Annotated in this window: 13 protein-coding genes; 9 read left to right on the top strand and 4 right to left on the bottom strand. The window is 63.6% G+C overall.

Going from position 1 to position 17,147, the window contains the following annotated elements; genetic code table 11:
* Positions 1 to 235: 235 nt before the first annotated feature.
* Together LDB05_RS07725 and LDB05_RS07720 are read right to left on the bottom strand one after the other, a co-directional pair.
* On the bottom strand, positions 236 to 1,441 hold the full coding sequence (locus LDB05_RS07725) for a Cdc6/Cdc18 family protein (protein WP_226007344.1): 1,206 nt from the start codon (positions 1,439 to 1,441) through the stop codon (positions 236 to 238).
* A 2,013-nt stretch (positions 1,442 to 3,454) separates the two neighbouring features.
* Positions 3,455 to 4,588 carry an iron transporter gene (locus tag LDB05_RS07720; protein WP_226007343.1) on the bottom strand — a complete coding sequence of 378 codons (1,134 nt, stop codon included), beginning with the start codon at positions 4,586 to 4,588 and terminating at the stop codon, positions 3,455 to 3,457.
* A 307-nt stretch (positions 4,589 to 4,895) separates the two neighbouring features.
* Between LDB05_RS07720 and LDB05_RS07715 the strand changes: the two genes are divergently transcribed.
* The 7 genes from LDB05_RS07715 (at position 4,896) to LDB05_RS07685 (ending at position 12,207) form a co-directional block, all read left to right on the top strand.
* The gene (locus LDB05_RS07715; RefSeq protein ID WP_226007342.1) at positions 4,896 to 5,585 is read left to right on the top strand and encodes an SCO family protein; all 690 of its coding nucleotides are present in this window, start codon (positions 4,896 to 4,898) and stop codon (positions 5,583 to 5,585) included.
* Positions 5,586 to 6,158 carry a TlpA family protein disulfide reductase gene (locus tag LDB05_RS07710; RefSeq protein ID WP_226007341.1) on the top strand — a complete coding sequence of 191 codons (573 nt, stop codon included), beginning with the start codon at positions 5,586 to 5,588 and terminating at the stop codon, positions 6,156 to 6,158.
* A gap of 1 nt (position 6,159) precedes the next feature.
* Complete coding sequence (locus LDB05_RS07705; RefSeq protein WP_226007340.1) at positions 6,160 to 6,834, top strand: cytochrome c biogenesis protein CcdA; 675 nt, start codon at positions 6,160 to 6,162, stop codon at positions 6,832 to 6,834.
* Positions 6,835 to 6,981: 147 nt separating this feature from the next.
* Positions 6,982 to 7,113: a transposase gene (locus LDB05_RS07700; protein WP_226007339.1), complete on the top strand. Its 132-nt coding sequence runs from the start codon at positions 6,982 to 6,984 to the stop codon at positions 7,111 to 7,113.
* Positions 7,114 to 7,194: 81 nt separating this feature from the next.
* Positions 7,195 to 7,617, top strand: a complete 423-nt coding sequence (locus tag LDB05_RS07695) for a universal stress protein (RefSeq protein ID WP_226007338.1) — start codon at positions 7,195 to 7,197, stop codon at positions 7,615 to 7,617.
* Positions 7,618 to 7,931: 314 nt separating this feature from the next.
* On the top strand, positions 7,932 to 11,162 hold the full coding sequence (locus LDB05_RS07690; protein ID WP_226007337.1) for a bacterio-opsin activator domain-containing protein: 3,231 nt from the start codon (positions 7,932 to 7,934) through the stop codon (positions 11,160 to 11,162).
* 289 nt (positions 11,163 to 11,451) lie between these two features.
* Complete coding sequence (locus LDB05_RS07685; protein WP_425498595.1) at positions 11,452 to 12,207, top strand: helix-turn-helix domain-containing protein; 756 nt, start codon at positions 11,452 to 11,454, stop codon at positions 12,205 to 12,207.
* Positions 12,208 to 12,367: 160 nt separating this feature from the next.
* Here the strand turns inward: LDB05_RS07685 and LDB05_RS07680 are convergent, their stop codons facing one another.
* Entirely contained in the window at positions 12,368 to 12,553 is a 186-nt protein-coding gene (locus tag LDB05_RS07680) for a DUF5786 family protein (RefSeq protein WP_226007335.1), read from the bottom strand.
* Positions 12,554 to 13,148: 595 nt separating this feature from the next.
* Here LDB05_RS07680 and glmS point away from each other — a divergent pair.
* The gene (gene glmS / locus LDB05_RS07675; protein ID WP_226007334.1) at positions 13,149 to 14,960 is read left to right on the top strand and encodes a glutamine--fructose-6-phosphate transaminase (isomerizing); all 1,812 of its coding nucleotides are present in this window, start codon (positions 13,149 to 13,151) and stop codon (positions 14,958 to 14,960) included.
* Positions 14,961 to 15,269: 309 nt separating this feature from the next.
* Complete coding sequence (locus LDB05_RS07670) at positions 15,270 to 15,476, top strand: DUF7563 family protein (RefSeq protein WP_226007333.1); 207 nt, start codon at positions 15,270 to 15,272, stop codon at positions 15,474 to 15,476.
* Positions 15,477 to 15,575: 99 nt separating this feature from the next.
* Here the strand turns inward: LDB05_RS07670 and glmM are convergent, their stop codons facing one another.
* Positions 15,576 to 16,901 carry a phosphoglucosamine mutase gene (glmM, locus tag LDB05_RS07665; RefSeq protein WP_226007332.1) on the bottom strand — a complete coding sequence of 442 codons (1,326 nt, stop codon included), beginning with the start codon at positions 16,899 to 16,901 and terminating at the stop codon, positions 15,576 to 15,578.
* Positions 16,902 to 17,147: the final 246 nt, after the last annotated feature.

Raw genomic sequence — 17,147 nt, 5'->3', positions numbered from 1 at the left:
CACCACGAGCAGGGAGTCGACCGATGCGTCGGAACAGGTGGTGTGACGGCGGTATCGTCAGGCTGGTATTGTCTGGACAGTGTCGTCAGAACAGCAGTATCTGGATAGTATCGTCAGAAGAGCGGGGGACGGGGACACCGGGTTTCCGGTGAAATGTCGTCTCGTTGCCCGTTGAAGCGGCAGAATTGACACGTTGGGTGAGTGACGGTGTTGGAACTGTCTCGGTGCTTGACGGCTACGCGCCGTCCGTTTCGACGAGAACCTTCCGCACGACGTCCGGGTCCTCGAGCAACTGGTGTTCGGTGTAACTCCCCTCCGCACTCCCGCCGCTCCGGCGGGCCTGCTCGAGGATATCGAGGAACGCGTGTTCTTTCAGCAGATCCCGCACCCGTCGCAGGGAGAGGGGCTCGGACCGCTCCTGTCGACAGATCTCCTCGTAGACGTCGTAAATTTTCGTCGTCCGGAACCCGTCCTCGTCGGCGCTGTTGAGCGAGAGGACCGCCAGCGCCTGCAGGACGTGCCTGGAATGGGGCGTCGAGCCGCGGATGAGCTCCCGAAAGCGATCGGTTTCGGCGCGTTCGCGAGCCTGGACGACGAATTCCTCTCGAACGGTATCGCTCCCCTTCGACTGGGCGATCTCGCCGGCGTACCGGAGGATGTCGATCGCCTTCCGCGCATCGCCGTGCTCACGGGCGGCCAGCGCCGCGGCTCGAGGGATGACCGACGGCTCGAGCACGCCGTCCTTGAACGCGTCGCTGCGGGCTTCCATGATGGTTCGGAGCTGGTTTGCGTCGTACGGCGGGAAGACGAACTCGCGCTCACAGAGGCTGGACTTGACCCGCTCGTCCAGCCGGTCCTTGTACTTGATCTTGTTACTGATCCCGATCACGCCGATCTTGCACGACTCGAGCTTGCCGGCCTCGCCCGCGCGCGAGAGTTGCATCAGGATGTCGTCGTCGTCGAGCTTGTCGACCTCGTCCAGGATGACGAGGACGACGTCGTACTGGGAATCCAGTACCGTCCAGAGACGCTTGTAGTACGTCGAGGTGCTGAGCCCCTTGTCCGGGATTCGGACGTCGGTGACCGCCGGTTCGTTCAACGAGTGGGCGATGGTCTGGACGGCCTGCGTTTCCGTGTTATCCTGAGCGCAGTCGACGTAGGCGAAAGCCGACGTGACGTCTTCGTCCCCCGCAACGCGGACGGCCCGTTCCGAGATGTACTTCGCACAGAGGGACTTTCCCGTTCCCGTCTTGCCGTAAATGAGGAGGTTGCTCGGACTCTGTCCGAAGATCGCCGGATTGACCGCGTTCGCGAGCTCCGAAATCTCGTCGTCCCGACCGACGATTCGCCCTTCCGCGGGCAGGTGGTTGATCTCGAGGAGTTCCTTGTTCTCGAAGATCGGGTCGTCGCGAGTGAACAGATCGTCGCCGGAACTGGACATGCTCGAACACCGTGTTTCCGGTGAAATAGTGTTTCCGTTTGGGCCTGGGGATTCGGTCCTGAAACGGAGAGGACCGTTATTGACGGTACAAATGGGAATTCCGCGCAGTACCCGTCCCGATACAGTCACGGACTGTTTTCCTCGGTGGGCCGTTTCGGGAAACGATCGGGGGCGAACACACACACCGTGTTTCCGGTGAAATAGAGAATGGAGGGTGTGAGAGGGGAGAGAAATTGGAGCGATTCACCGGAAATACGGTGTGCGGGGTGCTCTCCCTCGTCAGTTGGCGACGATCAGAACGAACGACGTCGGAACGAGCGGGTGAGGTAAACGGCCCCGTTTCGATCCGCAAGCGAATCGAGTCCGATTCACTTGGCGAACTTTACTCACAATACCTATTTATATATTTCTATAACATACAGAGATCTGTCCGGAATACGGAGACACGTTTCGGCCGATGCTTTACTCTCTCGAAGCGAGGAGTGGTGGTTGCTACATTCTCTCGAGGCGAGATGGTTGCTGCACTCTGTCGAGGCGATGGTGTATCGATCACGGCAGCAAGTGATACAGACCAATAGCGCATACCCCCGTCTTCAGGCGGAGGTCAAGCGAGAGGATCGGCCGACTAACCGCAGTCGATGGCCGGGCTAGATACCTATTGTCGGTACGTTTAAGCGATTGTACTGCGTATTCACATCTGCTACTCCAGCGGAGAGAGTCGCGTCAGAAAACACACGCGTGCCGATGACTCGGCTGGAGATGGGGCCTGTTTGACCGGGCCACAGCCCTCCCGAGGGAGTCAAACCGAGAGGTTCCTCCAGTATGCTGCTGGTTCCCTTGGAAGTGCGGGCTGAAACCTCGAAGGCCACACCCGGCCGATATCCCATGGTGGGATTCCATGTCCTTCAGGGCGTGGAGGAGGTCAATGCTTCTTTCACCGGAAACCCGGTGTGTGTAACTTAAGCAGTCGCCTCGAGCACGCTGTACGCGGTGGGTTCTCGGGTTCTACTGCGAACCTTCGCTACTCGTCGTCACGCCCGCTAGCTCCCGACAGAGCATCTGAATCGAGAGAACGTTGCGTCTCTGTAAACCCTACTGTCTGTCGACTCCGCTCGGTAGTGTGCAGTACGCAACCCATTCGATTGCAGTGTACGACCCTCTCGATGTCATTTCACCGGAAACACGGTGTGTGTGAGATCGATCACGATTCCTTCTTTCGATCGATTCGGTCGATATATTCTCTCGGTTCGAAAAATTCTATAGTGAATCGTCGAGTGGCAATTTCACCGGAAACCCGGTGTCCACGACACTTGGCCGTCGGGTCGGTCCCCTGTGTGCTATCCCGTTCACCGGAAATCCGGTGTGTCACACGATCGTGATCTCTCCGGAACGGCTCCGCTGCTCCGAACGTGATTCACCGGAAACACGGTGTGCGTGGTTCGGTCCTGGACGATACTCGAGGACGCGTACATCGTTGTTTGGGAACGAAAGCCAACCGATCGACGGCAGTAGCGCTTTTCAGACCGATCGAGACGGTACGTTCAGTTATCTCTGGTTACCTCACCGATAATAGAACGGGCAGAGTCATAATGGCAGTCGATCCGATCGGAGTCAGTAGTAGTAGAGCTCGAGTTCGTGACCGCAGTTTCGACACTGGGTTTCCTTTCCCAGTAGTCGGTTCGAGTCGCTCTCCGCGTGGATCCCCGGTCCGGGGGGAACGGAGGTTGTGACGGTCGTGTCACACTCCGGGCAGCCGATATGCATATCCGCGAAACCTGTCCGAGACATCACTCGAACGTGATCGTCGGTCCCTGATAGTTATCGAAGTCATACGGAACTGCTGGCAATCGTTTCGGTCCGTTCGCTCGGTATAGAGTCGGATTTACGCCGGAAACGGCCGGTCCGAACGACGGGTTCCATCGGCCCGAGCCTGTGACTGACGCAGGCGACGTTTCGAGCGGGCCGGCCTCGCTGCTCGAGTCGGTCTCTCCGAGGCGGCTGCGATCTCCCCTCTCATACAGTGTACGTCAGCGCTTCGAACTCGAAAAAGGCCGTCTCGTAGCCGTCGTGACGTGATACCTGCGGCGGCGAGTCGATCAAAACCGTCACGCGATCACCGTCGGTGAGCTCGTCGACCTCGAGCCCGTAGTGATGGCCGAACTCGCCGTCCAGCGTTTCGGTGAGTGAACCCTTGCGGAGGGTCGAACCGTCGCGTTCGACGCTCGCGGAGAGGGACGTAAATGGAAGGATAATGTCGTTGTACGGCGTTCTGGGAGAGACGGCCAGATAGGTGCCGTCGTCGGTGAATCGATCGGCGTCGGTCGCGATCAGGGGGATCTTCGCGTCGCCGCTCCGTTCGGTCCCGAGGTGGTCGCCGGGAAGGTTCTCGATCTTCGGTGCCTGTCCCGTCGGTACGTGACCGGAGCCACCGTCACCGTTCCCGGACTCGTTTCCGCTGTGCCCTCCCTCGCCGTGGTTCATCAGCGGGAGCGCATCGGGGCTTCCTCGCCGGTCCGGTTCGATCGAGTCGAACGAGAGGCCGTTGATGTCCGATCGGACGTACTCGAAGTCGATCGCGAGCGAGGCCGCGGAATCCAATCGGTCTTCGAACGCGCCGACCCGATCGAGCGTAACCGGGCCGGCTCGAACGTGGATGGTGTACTCGCCTTCCCCGGGGAGCCGGACGTTGTCGCCGTAGTGAAAGCCCATCCGCTGGGAAATCATGGGCCAGGGTGAGAGGGTCCCGCCGTCGATCGGCGATCCGTCCTGGCGGATCTCGATTCGCATGTCCACCGGAAGGACGGTGCCCGTTTCCCGATCCCAGAGGGTGGCCATGAGATGGAGGCTGTCGTCGGCCTCGACCTCGACGAGCTGTTTCCCGTCGCTGGTGGCCTCGACGGTCCAGAACCGGTGGGGAAAGGTATACGAGAGCGCGACGGCGTAGTCGCCGTCGGTCGCCGAGCCGTACATCCCCATCTCCTCGCTCGAGGCCGGGAGGTAGACGGCATCTGGGCGGTTTTCGACGAGCGGCGGGTTCGCCAATGCGGACTCCTCTTCGAACCCGAGTCGTTCGAGACAGCCGGCGATACCGGCGGTCCCGACGGCTCCGATCGCTGCTGTCCCGCGGAGGAAACGCCGGCGATTCATTGGACAGCGGTTGGGGTCCGGCGACAAAACACCTGTTGGTTCGTCGATCGAACGCCCGCCGTATCTCCGAGTGAACGCCCCCTCATCCACGAGTGAACGATGGCCGTATCCGCGAGCGAACGATAGTCTCCCCTCGAGACCAATGGCCCTGTTCGAGTCGAGTAGCCACCCCTTCGAGAACTGCGGCGACGCGTCCGCGAGAAGCGTCCGTCCGTTCGGTCGGTCCCGTCGCATACGCGTCTCGACCTCACCGCTCTTCGTGAACCGAACCAATGAACCTTTGATCCGGCGTTCCCACGGTTCGTATATGGACCGGCGGACATATCTCGGCACAGTCGGAATCGCAGGACTCTCGAGTGGTGCCGGCTGTCTCGGTGGGGCCCTCACGGGGAACACGGGCAACCCCGATACCGTGCTCGGACCTCCGGAGCAAGACCTGAGTGAGGCGACCCATCCGAGTTACGGCGAGGAGTTCCCCGCGATCAGTCTACCCGATCCCTTGACCGGTGAAACGGTCTCGACTGATCAGTTCGAAGGGGATCGGACCGTTCTGATGACCCTCTTCTACACGATGTGCCCGGATGGCGTCTGTCCGCAGTTGATTCTCCGATTACGGCGCGCACAGGCGGTGGCGGCCGAAGAGGGGTACGGCGACGACGCCGCATTCCTCGCGATGACGTTCGATCCGGAGCGGGACGGTGAAGACGAACTGCGAACGTTCGCCGATCAACAGGGAGTCGATCTCGATGCCGGGAACTGGCACTTTCTGCGACCGACGGAGTACGAGACGGGGAAAGAGATCGTCAGCGAAGATTTGGGCCTTCCGTTCAAGAAAGAGTTCGGCAACGAGTACGAGGAACTCGAGTACACCTTCCCGCACTTCCCCTATATCTTCCTCGTAAACGAGGGGGGGTTCGTCGAGCGAACGTACCCGAAGGGATCGACCATGGAGATTTCACGGCTGGTCGACGACTTCGAAACGGTGGTGACGGGATAGATGCGCAGGCGGGACGTGCTCGCTGGAATCGGAAGCCTAGGTATCATCGGAGGCGCGGGAGCCCTGGCGATACACGGCCCGCCGTCGTTTGACGACGGTGCCGAGGAGGCGAACCCGACCGCCGACCCGCTCGTGATCGAGACGGTCGACGCACCGGGAAGCGAGGCCGGGGAAGTCCGAATCCCGGCTTCCGACCGGGCGACGTTCATCGATTTCTTCGGAACGTGGTGTGGTCCCTGTATCGAACAGATGCCCGCGCTCGCCGAGGCGAACGACCGACTCGGTGACGAGGTGCGTTTCATCTCGGTTACGAACGAAGCGGTCGGACGCTCGGTGACGAGGGAGGAACTCGCCGACTGGTGGCGAAAACACGACGGAGACTGGCTCTTGGGGATCGATCCGACCGCGGAACTGAGCGCCGAGTACTCCATCGGCGGGGTTCCCTACGCCGTGGCGATCGACTCGTCGGGGCGCGTTCAGTGGTCGGAAGCGGGCAGGAAGTCCGCGGACGAACTCGTCGCCGGCATCGAACGCGCCCTCGAGACCGATACCGGCGAAAGCGGGGACCAGTAGGATGGTCGACGCGGGGCTCGCCGCGACGATCACCTTCGGACTCCTCTCGGGAGTAGGGACCTTCTTTTCGCCGTGTTCGTACCCACTTCTGCCGGGCTACGTCGGCTTTTACGTCAGTCAGACCGACGGCGATCAGGCGTCGCTCGGCGGCGCACTGAGCCGCGGACTCGTCGCGGGTATCGGGGCGCTCGTCACCCTCGCCGCCTTGCTCGGGGCGACGTTCTGGGTCGGCAACGAGACGCTGTCACGTATCACGTTGTTCGAAGTGGTTGCCGGCGTCCTGTTGATCGTCTTCGGCCTCTTGATCGTCTTCGACCGTGCCCCGTCTCCGTCGGTCGCCCTCCCCAAACGACGCTCGAGCGTGCTCGGATTCGCCATCTTCGGCGTCGGCTACGCGCTGGCGGCGGCGGGCTGTGTCGCGGCGATATTCTTCGGCGTGGTCGCCCGTGCGCTCTCGCTACCGACGACATCGGCGGCGATCCTCCTCGGAACGTACGTCGGAAGTTTCGTCGTCCTCATGGTCTCGTTGACCGTCGCGACGGGAATGGGCCTCGTCGCGAACGCTGGGCGATTCAGCGCGTACTCCGGGACCCTGAAGCGGCTCGCAGGTGCGGTCATGATCGTCGCCGGTGTCGGCCAGCTGTACCTCGCAATCGTCGTTCTCGACGTGCTGTAAGACTGGCCTGCGATCCCTCCGTTGCTCCCTCTCTCCTGACCTGCCTGCGGACGTCCCCTGAACGACATATATTCCTAATACTAATTAGTTTCAATCCAAATTGTTGTGGGGTAAGTTTTATCGACGAGAGCGTGTTGCTTCCGTATCGTGAGCCGACACCAGTGTCCGAACTGCCTCGAGGAGTCGGCAGCGGAGATCGATCGATCGGTGACTGATGCCGGGTTACGGCGACGGTTCGAGTGTCGGGACTGCGGGCACGAGTGGGACGTGATCTTTTGACGGCGACCGATTCGACGGCTTCTGGCAGGCAACGGCAGGTCCGGGATGTATCCCGCCGTCTCTCGAATGGGAAGTCACGCAATGTACCAGGACTTGCTGCTCGCGACAGACGGGAGCGACGCCGCCCACCGCGCGACCGAGCACGGAATCGAACTCGCGAGGGGGCTCGAGGCTGACCTGCACGTCCTGTCGGTATCGGAGGACGGTCCGCAGGCCGCGGAGAAACAGGACAGATTACGATCGGATCCGGAGGACGAGGCCGTGGCGGCGGCAGAACACGCCAAAGAGTCGGCGGATCGCGAGGGAGTCGAGGCGACGACCGACGTCCGCCACGGAGTCCCGCAGGAGCAGATCGTCGACTACGCGGAGACCAACGACGTCGATATGATCATCGTCGGGACTGCCGGCCGATCCGGCCTCGACCACCTGATCTCGGGCAGCGTCGCCGAGGAAATCGTCCGAAACGCACCGGTTCCAGTGCTCACGGTCCGGGACGATTCCTGATGGGCTCCCGTTTCAGTAGCACGGACTCCTGAGACAGTGGTCCGGACTCTCCCTTTGGTAGCCTGGACCTATACGTCCGTACGACGGTGGATTCATCCCGCCGTGCGACCTCGAATCCCGACCTCCCTGCGACGCGCGAGTACGAGACTGATACCTATAGTTCAGGGCGGTGATCCGACTCCTATCGTGGTCGGTCGTCTCGGTCGCGCATTCGTCGGGGTTGCAACCGATCCGGAGGAGGATGGTCCGGCGGACCGGTATCCGTTCCGAGTAGCACCGGCCGAACGCACGTCTCCCCTCGGAACATCCGACCGATGAGCGACGTCACCCAAACCGTCGTCGGCGATTCCATCTGCGTGCTGGTCGTCGGCGATTCCGAGCCCGCGGACGAGGCGATGAGCGCACTCGCCGCTCGCCTCGAGGGCGTTTTGTTGCTCAGGGAACGGACCCTCGAGGGCGCACGTGAGCGACTCCTCGACCGCGACGTTCACTGTCTCGTCTGTCCGTTCGCCGTCGGCGACGGGGCGACGCCGGAGCAGACGTTCGATCGACTTGCGGAGGGAGCCGACGAACGGCCGATCATCGCGCTCACGGACGACGAACACGCTTCGCGGGCGCTCGAGGCCGGTGCGAGCGATATCGTCGATCCGGACGACTCCCCCGACCTGCTGACCGCTCGCATCAGGAACGCTGCCGAGCGGGAGCGGTACCGACTGGCCGCCGAGAAATCGGACCGACGGTACCGATCGATCCTCGAACACGCCGCGGCGGTCGTCTGGGTCCTCGATCCGACCGGGGAAATCGAGTACGCGAGTCCCGCAGTCGAATCGCGGATGGGGTACACGCCGACCGAACTCGAGCGAACGGGACTCTCCAGGCTCGTCCATCCGGACGATCGCGCGGCCGCCCGAGACACGCTCGCAGCCGTCGCCGCAGCCCCGGTCGGAACGACGGAGCGAGTCTCCCTCCGGCTCGGCCACGCCGACGGCACGTGGCACGTCGCGGAACTGACCGTCGTGAACCGGCTCGAGGATCCGACCGTCGACGGGATCGTCGTTACCCGGACGGACGCGGGAGCGCCGACCGGCGCGGCCGCAGACGCCGCCCGAACGGGGATCGACCGGCTCACGGATCCGTTTTTCACGCTCGGTCCGCAGGGCGAAATCCGGTACGCCAATCGGGCAGCAAGACGGTTCTTCGCAGCCATCAGCGGCCGAGAGGTCGGCGACGAGATCCCGACGGGAACGATCGTCTGGGAGTTGTTCCCCGACGACATCGGCGCGACGGTAGCCGACCGGATCCGCGAGGCCGAGACGACGGAGTCGCTCGTCGAGTTCGAAACGCCCGTTCCCCCTCTCGAGACGCGGCTCGACGTCGCCGTGTATCCCGGCGACGATGGCGTTTCCGTCTACGCGAAAGATCGCTCACCCGCGACCGGGACGTCCGCAACCGCCGCGGACCGCGACCGGATCGAGCTCCTCGAGGCGGTCGTCGACGGGCTGGACGACGGCATCGCCGTCCTCGAGGGATCGACGGTCGAGCTGGCGAACCGTGCCCTGTTGGAACTCGCCGAGACGGACGCGCTGGTCGGCCGGCCCCTCGAGGAGTTGTTCGACGACGAGCTCGCGGAGACGGTTCGAGAGCGAGCCGAATCGCCGGTCGTCAGGTGGATGGATCCCTGTACGGGCGAGCTCGCGACCGACGCGAGCCGGCCGCGCCCGGTCGACGTTTTCGTCGCGCCGCTCCCCGATCCGGACCGAACGCTCTGTATTGTCCGCGACAGGCGAGGCTCTCGCGGCGCCGCGCTATCGACGATCCAGCGGACCGCAATCGACCTCCGTAACGCGGAGACGCCGTCCGGCGTCAGGGAGTCGATCACCGGTGCGATCCGCGAGTACGCCGACGCCGACGTCGCGATCTGGTACCGGGTCGACGACCGCCTCCGTCCGGCGGCAGTGACGACGGCGGCGCCGGTCTCCGGTAGCGATCAGTCGGGAATCGAACCGCCGTCGCTCCGTCCGGACGCGATTCCGCTGGCCGATCTCCTCGACGGCGAGGAGCCGAGCGTCCACGATCGTCCGAGCTTCGACGACGCCCTCGAGCGGATCGGCCTCCGGGCCGAACGGGTTCTGGCGGTGCCGATCGCGGATCGCGGGATCGTCCTCGCGACCAGTACGGAGCCGATGGCGTTCGACGGGGTCGATACGGGACCGCTCGAAACGCTCTCCGCGACCGCCGTCGTGGCACTCGAGCGGCTCGAATACGCCGACGGCCTTCGAACCTGTCGGCACGATCGGGATCGATTGCAGACCACTGTGACCGGAGTCGAACAGGTGTGGGACGCAGCACGATCGATGCTGGACGCCGACACGCGCGAGGCCGTCGAACGGCAGCTTTGCGAGGCGATCGTCTCGCTGCCCCCGTTCGAGTCGGCCGATGGGATCGAACTCGCCTGGGTCGGCCGCCTGGATTCGGCTCGAGAGACGGTCGTCCCGGAGACGTGGGCCGGTCGCGACGGCGAGTTCCTCGAGGAGACGCCGCTCTCGCTGGATTCGTCCGCGGAGTCGCCGACGGCCACCGCGGCGGCCACCCGCGAATCGGTCCTACGCGAGGATCTCGAAACCGGTGTTGCCAGTCGGGGAGACGACGGAGAGGGGGAGCAATGGCGGCAGCACCTCCTCGAACGCGGCTTTCGGTCGTCACTGAGTCTCCCGCTCGAGTCCGGCGAGTTCTGCTACGGAACGTGTACTGCGTACGCGACCGGCTCGGCGGCGTTCGACGACACCACTCGACGGGCCTGCGAACACCTCACGACGATCGCGGGCGCAGTGATCGGCGCGATCGAGACGAAGCGCGCGCTACTTGCAGATCGGATCACGGAACTCGAGGTCGCCCTCCGGGACGACTCGGACGCGCTATCGTCGATCGCGCACCGTATCGACCGACGGATCGACGTGCAGGCCGTGATTCCGCGATCCTCGGGCGGATCGACGGTGTTCTGTTCCGTCGAAGACGCCGATTCGGGTGCGATTCGGGACGCGATCGAATCGCTGCCGGCCGTCGATCGGATCTCGGTCGCCGAGGGCAGGAACGGAGAGACGGTTCTCGAGATCGGACTGAGCGAATCCGCCGACCCGCACATCGCCCGGTCGGTTGCGGAGAACGGTGGCGTTCTTCGGTCGCTCACGCCGGTCGACGACCGAACCAGGCTCACGATCGAACTGGGACAGTCGGTCGGCGTCCGGCCGTTCCTTCGAGCGCTCGAGCAGTCCCATCCGGACCCGGAGTTGGTCGCGCGCCGGGAGCGCGATCGATCACCGCGTTCGGTCCGGCCGTTCGATACGCTGGCCGAGCACCTGTCCGAGCGACAACGGCGGACGCTCGAGGCGGCCTACTACAGCGGCTTCTTCGACTGGCCCCGCGAGCACACCGGCGAGGAAGTCGCCGAATCCCTCGGGATCTCACAGCCCACGTTCAGCCGTCACCTCAGGATCGCCCAGCGGAAACTGTTCGCGCTGTTGTTCGACGAGTCCCGCGACGAGTGACCCGGGACCACCGGTCGTTCGGTTTCTTCGACCGCTCGCGCTGGTCCATTCGGTCGGTAGTACCGTATTACTCGGCCGTTCTCGGCAGGTAATTCGATCTTTCCGCCCCGAGAAGGACGATCCGACTGTTCGGGAAAATATAATTAGACTGATAACATGTGAATCAGTATTGAGTGCGAAACGGAATCGGATTTGGTGTATAGCGTCTACGATCATGTAGCCGGCTCCTAATGGGACAGTTAATGAGTGCGTTCGAGGTAAGTTACGATTACGGCGGTCATCCCTCCGGATGGCGGATCGGTCTGTGAGCATCGATATCGCCGATACCGAGGACGCGGTCGAAACCGAGGGTACGAGGACTGCCGAAACCGGCGACGATCGGACCTCGGTCCGATCGCAGGCCGAGGGCGGAATCGTCGCTCAGCTTCGACTCGATCATTCGGACCTGTTCATGCGATCGACGCTTCGACGCGCGTCGACCGTCACCGTCGAACCGGAGTACTGGACCACCGTCGAACCGGGGCGGACGCTCGTGTTCGTCACCGTCTACGGGGACGAGTTCGACGGGTTCGAAACCGCTCTCGAGTCGGACTCGACGGTCGCCGACCCGGTGCTCGTCGATCGCTACCCTGACAGGCGGGTCTATCGCGTCACCCGTACCGACCGTGCGATTACCTTCACCGCCAAGACTGCCGACCTCGGCGGCCGCCTGCTCGAGCTCTCGAGCTCTCGGGACGGGTGGCTCGTCCAGCTTCGGTTCCCCGATCGCGACCGACTCGTCGCGTTCAACGAGTACTGTCGCGACCTGGATATTTCAGTCACGGTCGATCACCTCCGCGTGTCCGACGACGAGAACGACGGGGTCGTCGCGCTGACCGACAAACAACAGGAGTTGCTCACCGTCGCCCACGACGAAGGGTACTTCGACGTCCCCCGCGGGATCACCCAGAACGAACTCGCGGATCGACTCGGCGTCTCGAAGTCGGCCGTTTCCCAGCGATTACGACGGGCGATCGGTGAACTCTGCGACGCGACCCTTTCCTGAACCCGCGATTCAGTCAGTACTTCCGTTCTCCAAGCGACGATACGCAATCTCCCGTCGGCCGAGCTGGGCGAAAAATCGATGTCGCGACCGGGTCGGAATCGGACCGTTTCGGGGCACTGGCGCTCGAGTGCGGGGACTCGTATCGACCCCGATTGGCGGCTTACTCCTCGGAATCGTCGTCGTCTTTCATCGAGCCGAGCTGGTCGACCAGTTCGTCCGTCGACACGTCGGACTCGAACGACATCTCCCCGTGATGGTCGTTTTCGTGAACGTTGACGGCATCTACCTCTTCCTCGTCGGTCGTCTGCTCTTTTTGTTCGGATTCGTCGTAGCTACCAAAGCCCATACGTAACCCTTCGTCGCCACCGCAAAAGGTGTGCCGGTTCGGTCTATTTCGACTCGGTCGGTGCGTCGTGAGCAGACGGCGAACTGGACGATCGCCGCTCCGGTCCCCACCGCCGCGATCGGTGTCCGCTGTTTCCTGTCCCTACCGATAGTTGGGGGTTCGTACCGACCGTTCGGGACACCGTTCCCGAACGCTGATCGGCCGTTCGTTTATCGTACTTTTCAAATGAACGCCTCGATCACTGGAAACGACCCAAAAGAGCGGCGCTAATCCAACGACTGTCGAACACAGCGGTGTGATACGCCGTCCGTCGTCGGACTCGAAAGCGTCACCACCGCGAATCAGCGGCGGAGTACCTGGTGACTACGGGATTCAGTAGTCCGTCTATAGTAATGGGTTCGCATCGTTTGAATTCCGCTTATGGTTGCGTACCGTCTCCCCGTTCGACGACCGGCCACCGATCAGCACGACACCTCACGCTGTCTCTCGACCACCCCGGGACACGGTCGATTCGACGACGTACCGTCCGCGAAAATCGATACGATCCCCGGGCGAAACGACCGTCTCGACCGCACCGGCGGTCGGTGATCAGCCGATGTGTGGAATCATCGGACGTGTCGGCGACGGCAACGCGATCGAGCCGTTGCTGACCGGACTGGAAAATCTCGAGTACCGCGGGTACGATTCGGCCGGTATCGCCGTCCAGAACGGATCCGGAATCAACGTCGAAAAACGCTCCGGCAAGGTCCAAGAGCTGAAAGAATCGATCCGCGACCCCCTCCAGGGCGAGGTCGGTATCGGTCACACCCGCTGGAGCACCCACGGGCCGCCGACCGACGCGAACGCTCATCCGCATACCGACGAGAGCGAGGACGTCGCGGTCGTCCACAACGGGATCATCGAGAACTACGCCGAACTGCGGGAGCGACTGGCGGCGACCGGCTACGAGTTCACGAGCGACACCGACACCGAAGTCATCCCGCATCTCGTCCAGTACTACCTCGATGCCGGATTCGACAGCGAAACGGCCTTCCGGCAGGCGATCGACGAACTCGAGGGCAGCTACGCCGTCACCGTGATGGTCTCGGGCGAGCACGTCCTCTACGGAGCCCGGCAGGGGTCGCCGCTCGTGGTCGGGATGGAAGACGGCGAGTACTTCCTCGCGAGCGACGTGCCGGCCTTCCTCGAGTACACCGACAACGTGGTCTACCTCGAGGACGGCGACGTCGTCATCGTCGACGAGGACGGCGTCGAGTTCACCGACTGCGAGGGGAACCCGATCACGCGCACGCCCGAGACGGTCGAGTGGGACCCCGAGCAAGCGGGGAAAGGGGAGTACGATCACTTCATGCTCAAGGAGATCACCGAGCAGCCGACGTCGCTGGCCCAGGCGCTCGAGGGGCGGATCGATCCGACGAACGGCCGAATCGCCCTGGCCGATTTCGAGTCGGGAACGTTCGCCGACGTGGATAGCGTCCAGTTCGTCGCCTGTGGCACGTCCTATCACGCGGCGCTGTACGGCTCGCTCGTGTTGAATCAAGCGGGCATCCGGTCGACCGCCCTGTTGGCGAACGAGTACAGCGTCTCGGCCCCGCCGGTCGACGACGACACCCTCGTGATCGCGGTCAGCCAGAGCGGGGAAACCGCCGACACGCTCGCCGCGCTCCGGCAGGCCACGGCCGCGGGCGCGGACACCCTGACGGTGACGAACGTCGTCGGGTCGACGGCCGCTCGCGAGGCCGACGACGCGCTCTTCATCCGCGCCGGACCGGAGATCGGCGTCGCCGCGACGAAGACGTTCTCCTCCCAGGCCGTCATGCTCACGCTGCTCGCCCAGCGCATCGCCGCGGACCGACTGGGCGATCCACCAGCCGATCTCGAGGCCCACCTCGCGGAACTCGAAGCGATGCCCGGTCGAATCGAGCGATTGCTCGACGAGTCGACCGCTCGAAAAATCGCCGAGCGGTACAGTGACAGCGAGTCGTACTTCTTCATCGGCCGCGGCCTCGGTTTCCCGGTGGCACTCGAGGGCGCGTTGAAGTTCAAGGAGATCACGTACGAACACGCCGAGGGCTTCGCCTCCGGCGAGCTCAAACACGGCCCGCTGGCGCTCGTCACGCCCGAGACACCGGTGTTCGCGATATTCACCGGTCAGGAAGACGAGAAGACGCTGAAAAACGCCGAGGAAGCACAGACTCGCGGCGCACCCGTGATCGCGGTCTGTCCCGACGGGCATCCGGCCGTCGACGCCGCCGACGAGCACCTCGCGATTCCCGAGACCGTTCCGGATCTCGCCGGATTGCTCGCGAACGTCCAGCTCCAGCTCGTCTCCTACTACGCTGCGGACCTCCTCGGTCGGCCGATCGACAAGCCGCGAAACCTCGCGAAGAGCGTTACCGTCGAGTGAGGAACAGAGGCTACCGGTGACGGACCGGCCGTGAGGGATTTCGTATTTCAGCGGAAATCACTGCGACGGTCGGACCGGAGAGCCGAACGCGTTCCGAGGTCGATCGTGGAGTCGGCCGAACGGATTTCCGGTCACAAAATACTGTATTACTCCGCCGAAATATCCCATTTCTTCCGAATGAGCCGCTGAAAGTCCCGATACCCGGACTGTCTTCCATGCCAATTGCTATCGCCTGAAATATCGGACTAACGCGGGGCTCGTCTATTATGCTGTCTATAGTAAATACCGTTCTATCGCTATGGCCTGTTGATGTCGACGGACCCATCCGCGAAGTGGACGCCAATGACGTCCGAACAGCACACGACTGCGCCGCGCTGTGTCAACTGTGGCAACCAGGTGACGCGCCAGTTCGCCCGCGTGTTCGGCGACAATCGCGACGTCGTCCACGCCTGCCCCGACTGCGCGACGTACCGTGAAATGAAGACGTCCGATTTCATCCCCGAGGAAGCCAGATAACCCGATCGCACCGACCGACGGCCGTTCCGTGCGCACCGCCGTGACCCGTATTCTACGCGAAACCGGTCCGATGGTATCAGTTTCGCCTCTCTCTTTCTCTCAGGTTTCCATCGTAGCAGCCCCCGCCACGACGTCCCGTGCAGTCTCGAAGAGAGTCTCGGCGTCGGACGGCGATCGCGCCTCCGCGGTGACCCGGATCAGCGGCTGCGTGCCGCTCGCGCGAAGCAGGAACCAGCCGTCTTCGGTCTCGACGCGAACGCCGTCGAGCGTATCGACGGTCTCGTACCGGCTACACACTAGTTCGCTGACGTCGCCCATCACTGCCGCCTTGTCCGCGACCTCGATCGACGTCCGCCGAATCGGATACGCCTCGATTTCGTCGACCAGTTCGGACAGTGATCCCTGCTCCGCGACCAGTTCGACCAGCTTGCATGCGGCCAGCGGGCCGTCCGGACAACGGGTTTCCTCCGGCCAGATCCAGGCACCGCTTGGTTCGCCGCCGAAGACGACGTCGGGTTCGGTCGTCCGTTCCGCGACGTAGACGTCCCCGACCTGGGTCCGGGTTAGCGACGCGCCGACGCCGGCCAGCGTGTCGTCGACGGCGAGACTGGTATCGACCGGTGCGGCCACGCGATCACCCTCCGCTGCCGCCTCTCGAGCGAACAGGGCGAGCAACGCGTCTTTCGGGACGAACGTCCCGGTCTCGTCGACGGCCACCATCCGATCGGCGTCGCCGTCGTGTGCGACGCCGAGTTCCGCATCGGTTTCCGCGACCAGCGTCGAGAGGGTTTCGAGCGTCTCCGCGGTCGGTTCGCTCGGTCGACCGGGGAAGGAGCCGTCTTCCTGTCCGTTGAGGGTACGGACGCGACAGCCCAGCTCGTCGAGTACCGACGCCGTCACTCCGCCGGCTCCGTTCCCGAGATCGACGACGATGCTGGGGGACCGCTCGAGGGCGACGGCCTTCCGGAGCGCGTCGGCGTGGTGTTCCCGGACGCCCTCGCGGTGGGTTCGGTGGCCGACGCCGTCCCACGTTGCCAGGTCGTAGCCGTCCTCGGATACTCGTCGCTCGATCGCCGCCCGCTGGTCGGGACCGAACGCCTTCCCCGAGGGGTTCCAGAGCTTGATACCGTTGTCTTCGGGCGGGTTGTGCGAGGCCGTCACCACGATCCCCGCGTCGGCATCGAGGTGGGCGATCGCTCGGGCGATCGTCGGCGTGGCTTCGACGCCGACCGTCACGACGTCCGCGCCGCACTCGCACAGACCCGCGGTGATCGCGTCGACGAGCATCGACCCGCTTTCGCGGACGTCGCGGCCGACGACGACCCGCTCGTACCCCTCCGAGGCGACTGCTCGGCCGACGGACAGCGCCAGCGCTGCCGTCACCTCGTCGCCCACCCGCCCGCGAATGCCGCTGGTTCCGAACATATCATCCTCTCAGTGTGGCGATCGCCTTACTATGCACGGGTTACTGCGGTCGCCCGATGCGGTCGGCTATCGTTCACGGGATCGCCACTGTGGCGCGGATCGAGCCCCGATGGTCGACGACCGCTCCGGACGGCACACGGCATCGAACGGGCGTCCGATGTGGCTCTCAGCCGCGCCGACCGACCGTTAGTTCCTCCCTGTCGTTCTGAACTGTCGGTGCCGTATATACGTCTCACGCCGGTACGC

Origin of the sequence: Natrinema salinisoli (genome assembly GCF_020405205.1) — an archaeon.
GTDB classification, from domain to species: domain Archaea; phylum Halobacteriota; class Halobacteria; order Halobacteriales; family Natrialbaceae; genus Natrinema; species Natrinema salinisoli.
This window is presented reverse-complemented; position numbering and strand designations above follow the sequence as displayed.

What these genes read in the sequence shown, in the direction of transcription:
- glmM (WP_226007332.1), bottom strand. Translation starts at nt 16,901, where the DNA reads ATGTTCGGAACCAGCGGCATTCGCGGGCGGGTGGGCGACGAGGTGACG.
- LDB05_RS07670 (WP_226007333.1), top strand. Translation starts at nt 15,270, where the DNA reads ATGTCGACGGACCCATCCGCGAAGTGGACGCCAATGACGTCCGAACAG.
- LDB05_RS07720 (WP_226007343.1), bottom strand. Translation starts at nt 4,588, where the DNA reads ATGAATCGCCGGCGTTTCCTCCGCGGGACAGCAGCGATCGGAGCCGTC.
- LDB05_RS07690 (WP_226007337.1), top strand. Translation starts at nt 7,932, where the DNA reads ATGAGCGACGTCACCCAAACCGTCGTCGGCGATTCCATCTGCGTGCTG.
- LDB05_RS07715 (WP_226007342.1), top strand. Translation starts at nt 4,896, where the DNA reads ATGGACCGGCGGACATATCTCGGCACAGTCGGAATCGCAGGACTCTCG.
- LDB05_RS07680 (WP_226007335.1), bottom strand. Translation starts at nt 12,553, where the DNA reads ATGGGCTTTGGTAGCTACGACGAATCCGAACAAAAAGAGCAGACGACC.
- glmS (WP_226007334.1), top strand. Translation starts at nt 13,149, where the DNA reads ATGTGTGGAATCATCGGACGTGTCGGCGACGGCAACGCGATCGAGCCG.
- LDB05_RS07685 (WP_425498595.1), top strand. Translation starts at nt 11,452, where the DNA reads ATGGCGGATCGGTCTGTGAGCATCGATATCGCCGATACCGAGGACGCG.
- LDB05_RS07695 (WP_226007338.1), top strand. Translation starts at nt 7,195, where the DNA reads ATGTACCAGGACTTGCTGCTCGCGACAGACGGGAGCGACGCCGCCCAC.
- LDB05_RS07710 (WP_226007341.1), top strand. Translation starts at nt 5,586, where the DNA reads ATGCGCAGGCGGGACGTGCTCGCTGGAATCGGAAGCCTAGGTATCATC.
- LDB05_RS07725 (WP_226007344.1), bottom strand. Translation starts at nt 1,441, where the DNA reads ATGTCCAGTTCCGGCGACGATCTGTTCACTCGCGACGACCCGATCTTC.
- LDB05_RS07705 (WP_226007340.1), top strand. Translation starts at nt 6,160, where the DNA reads ATGGTCGACGCGGGGCTCGCCGCGACGATCACCTTCGGACTCCTCTCG.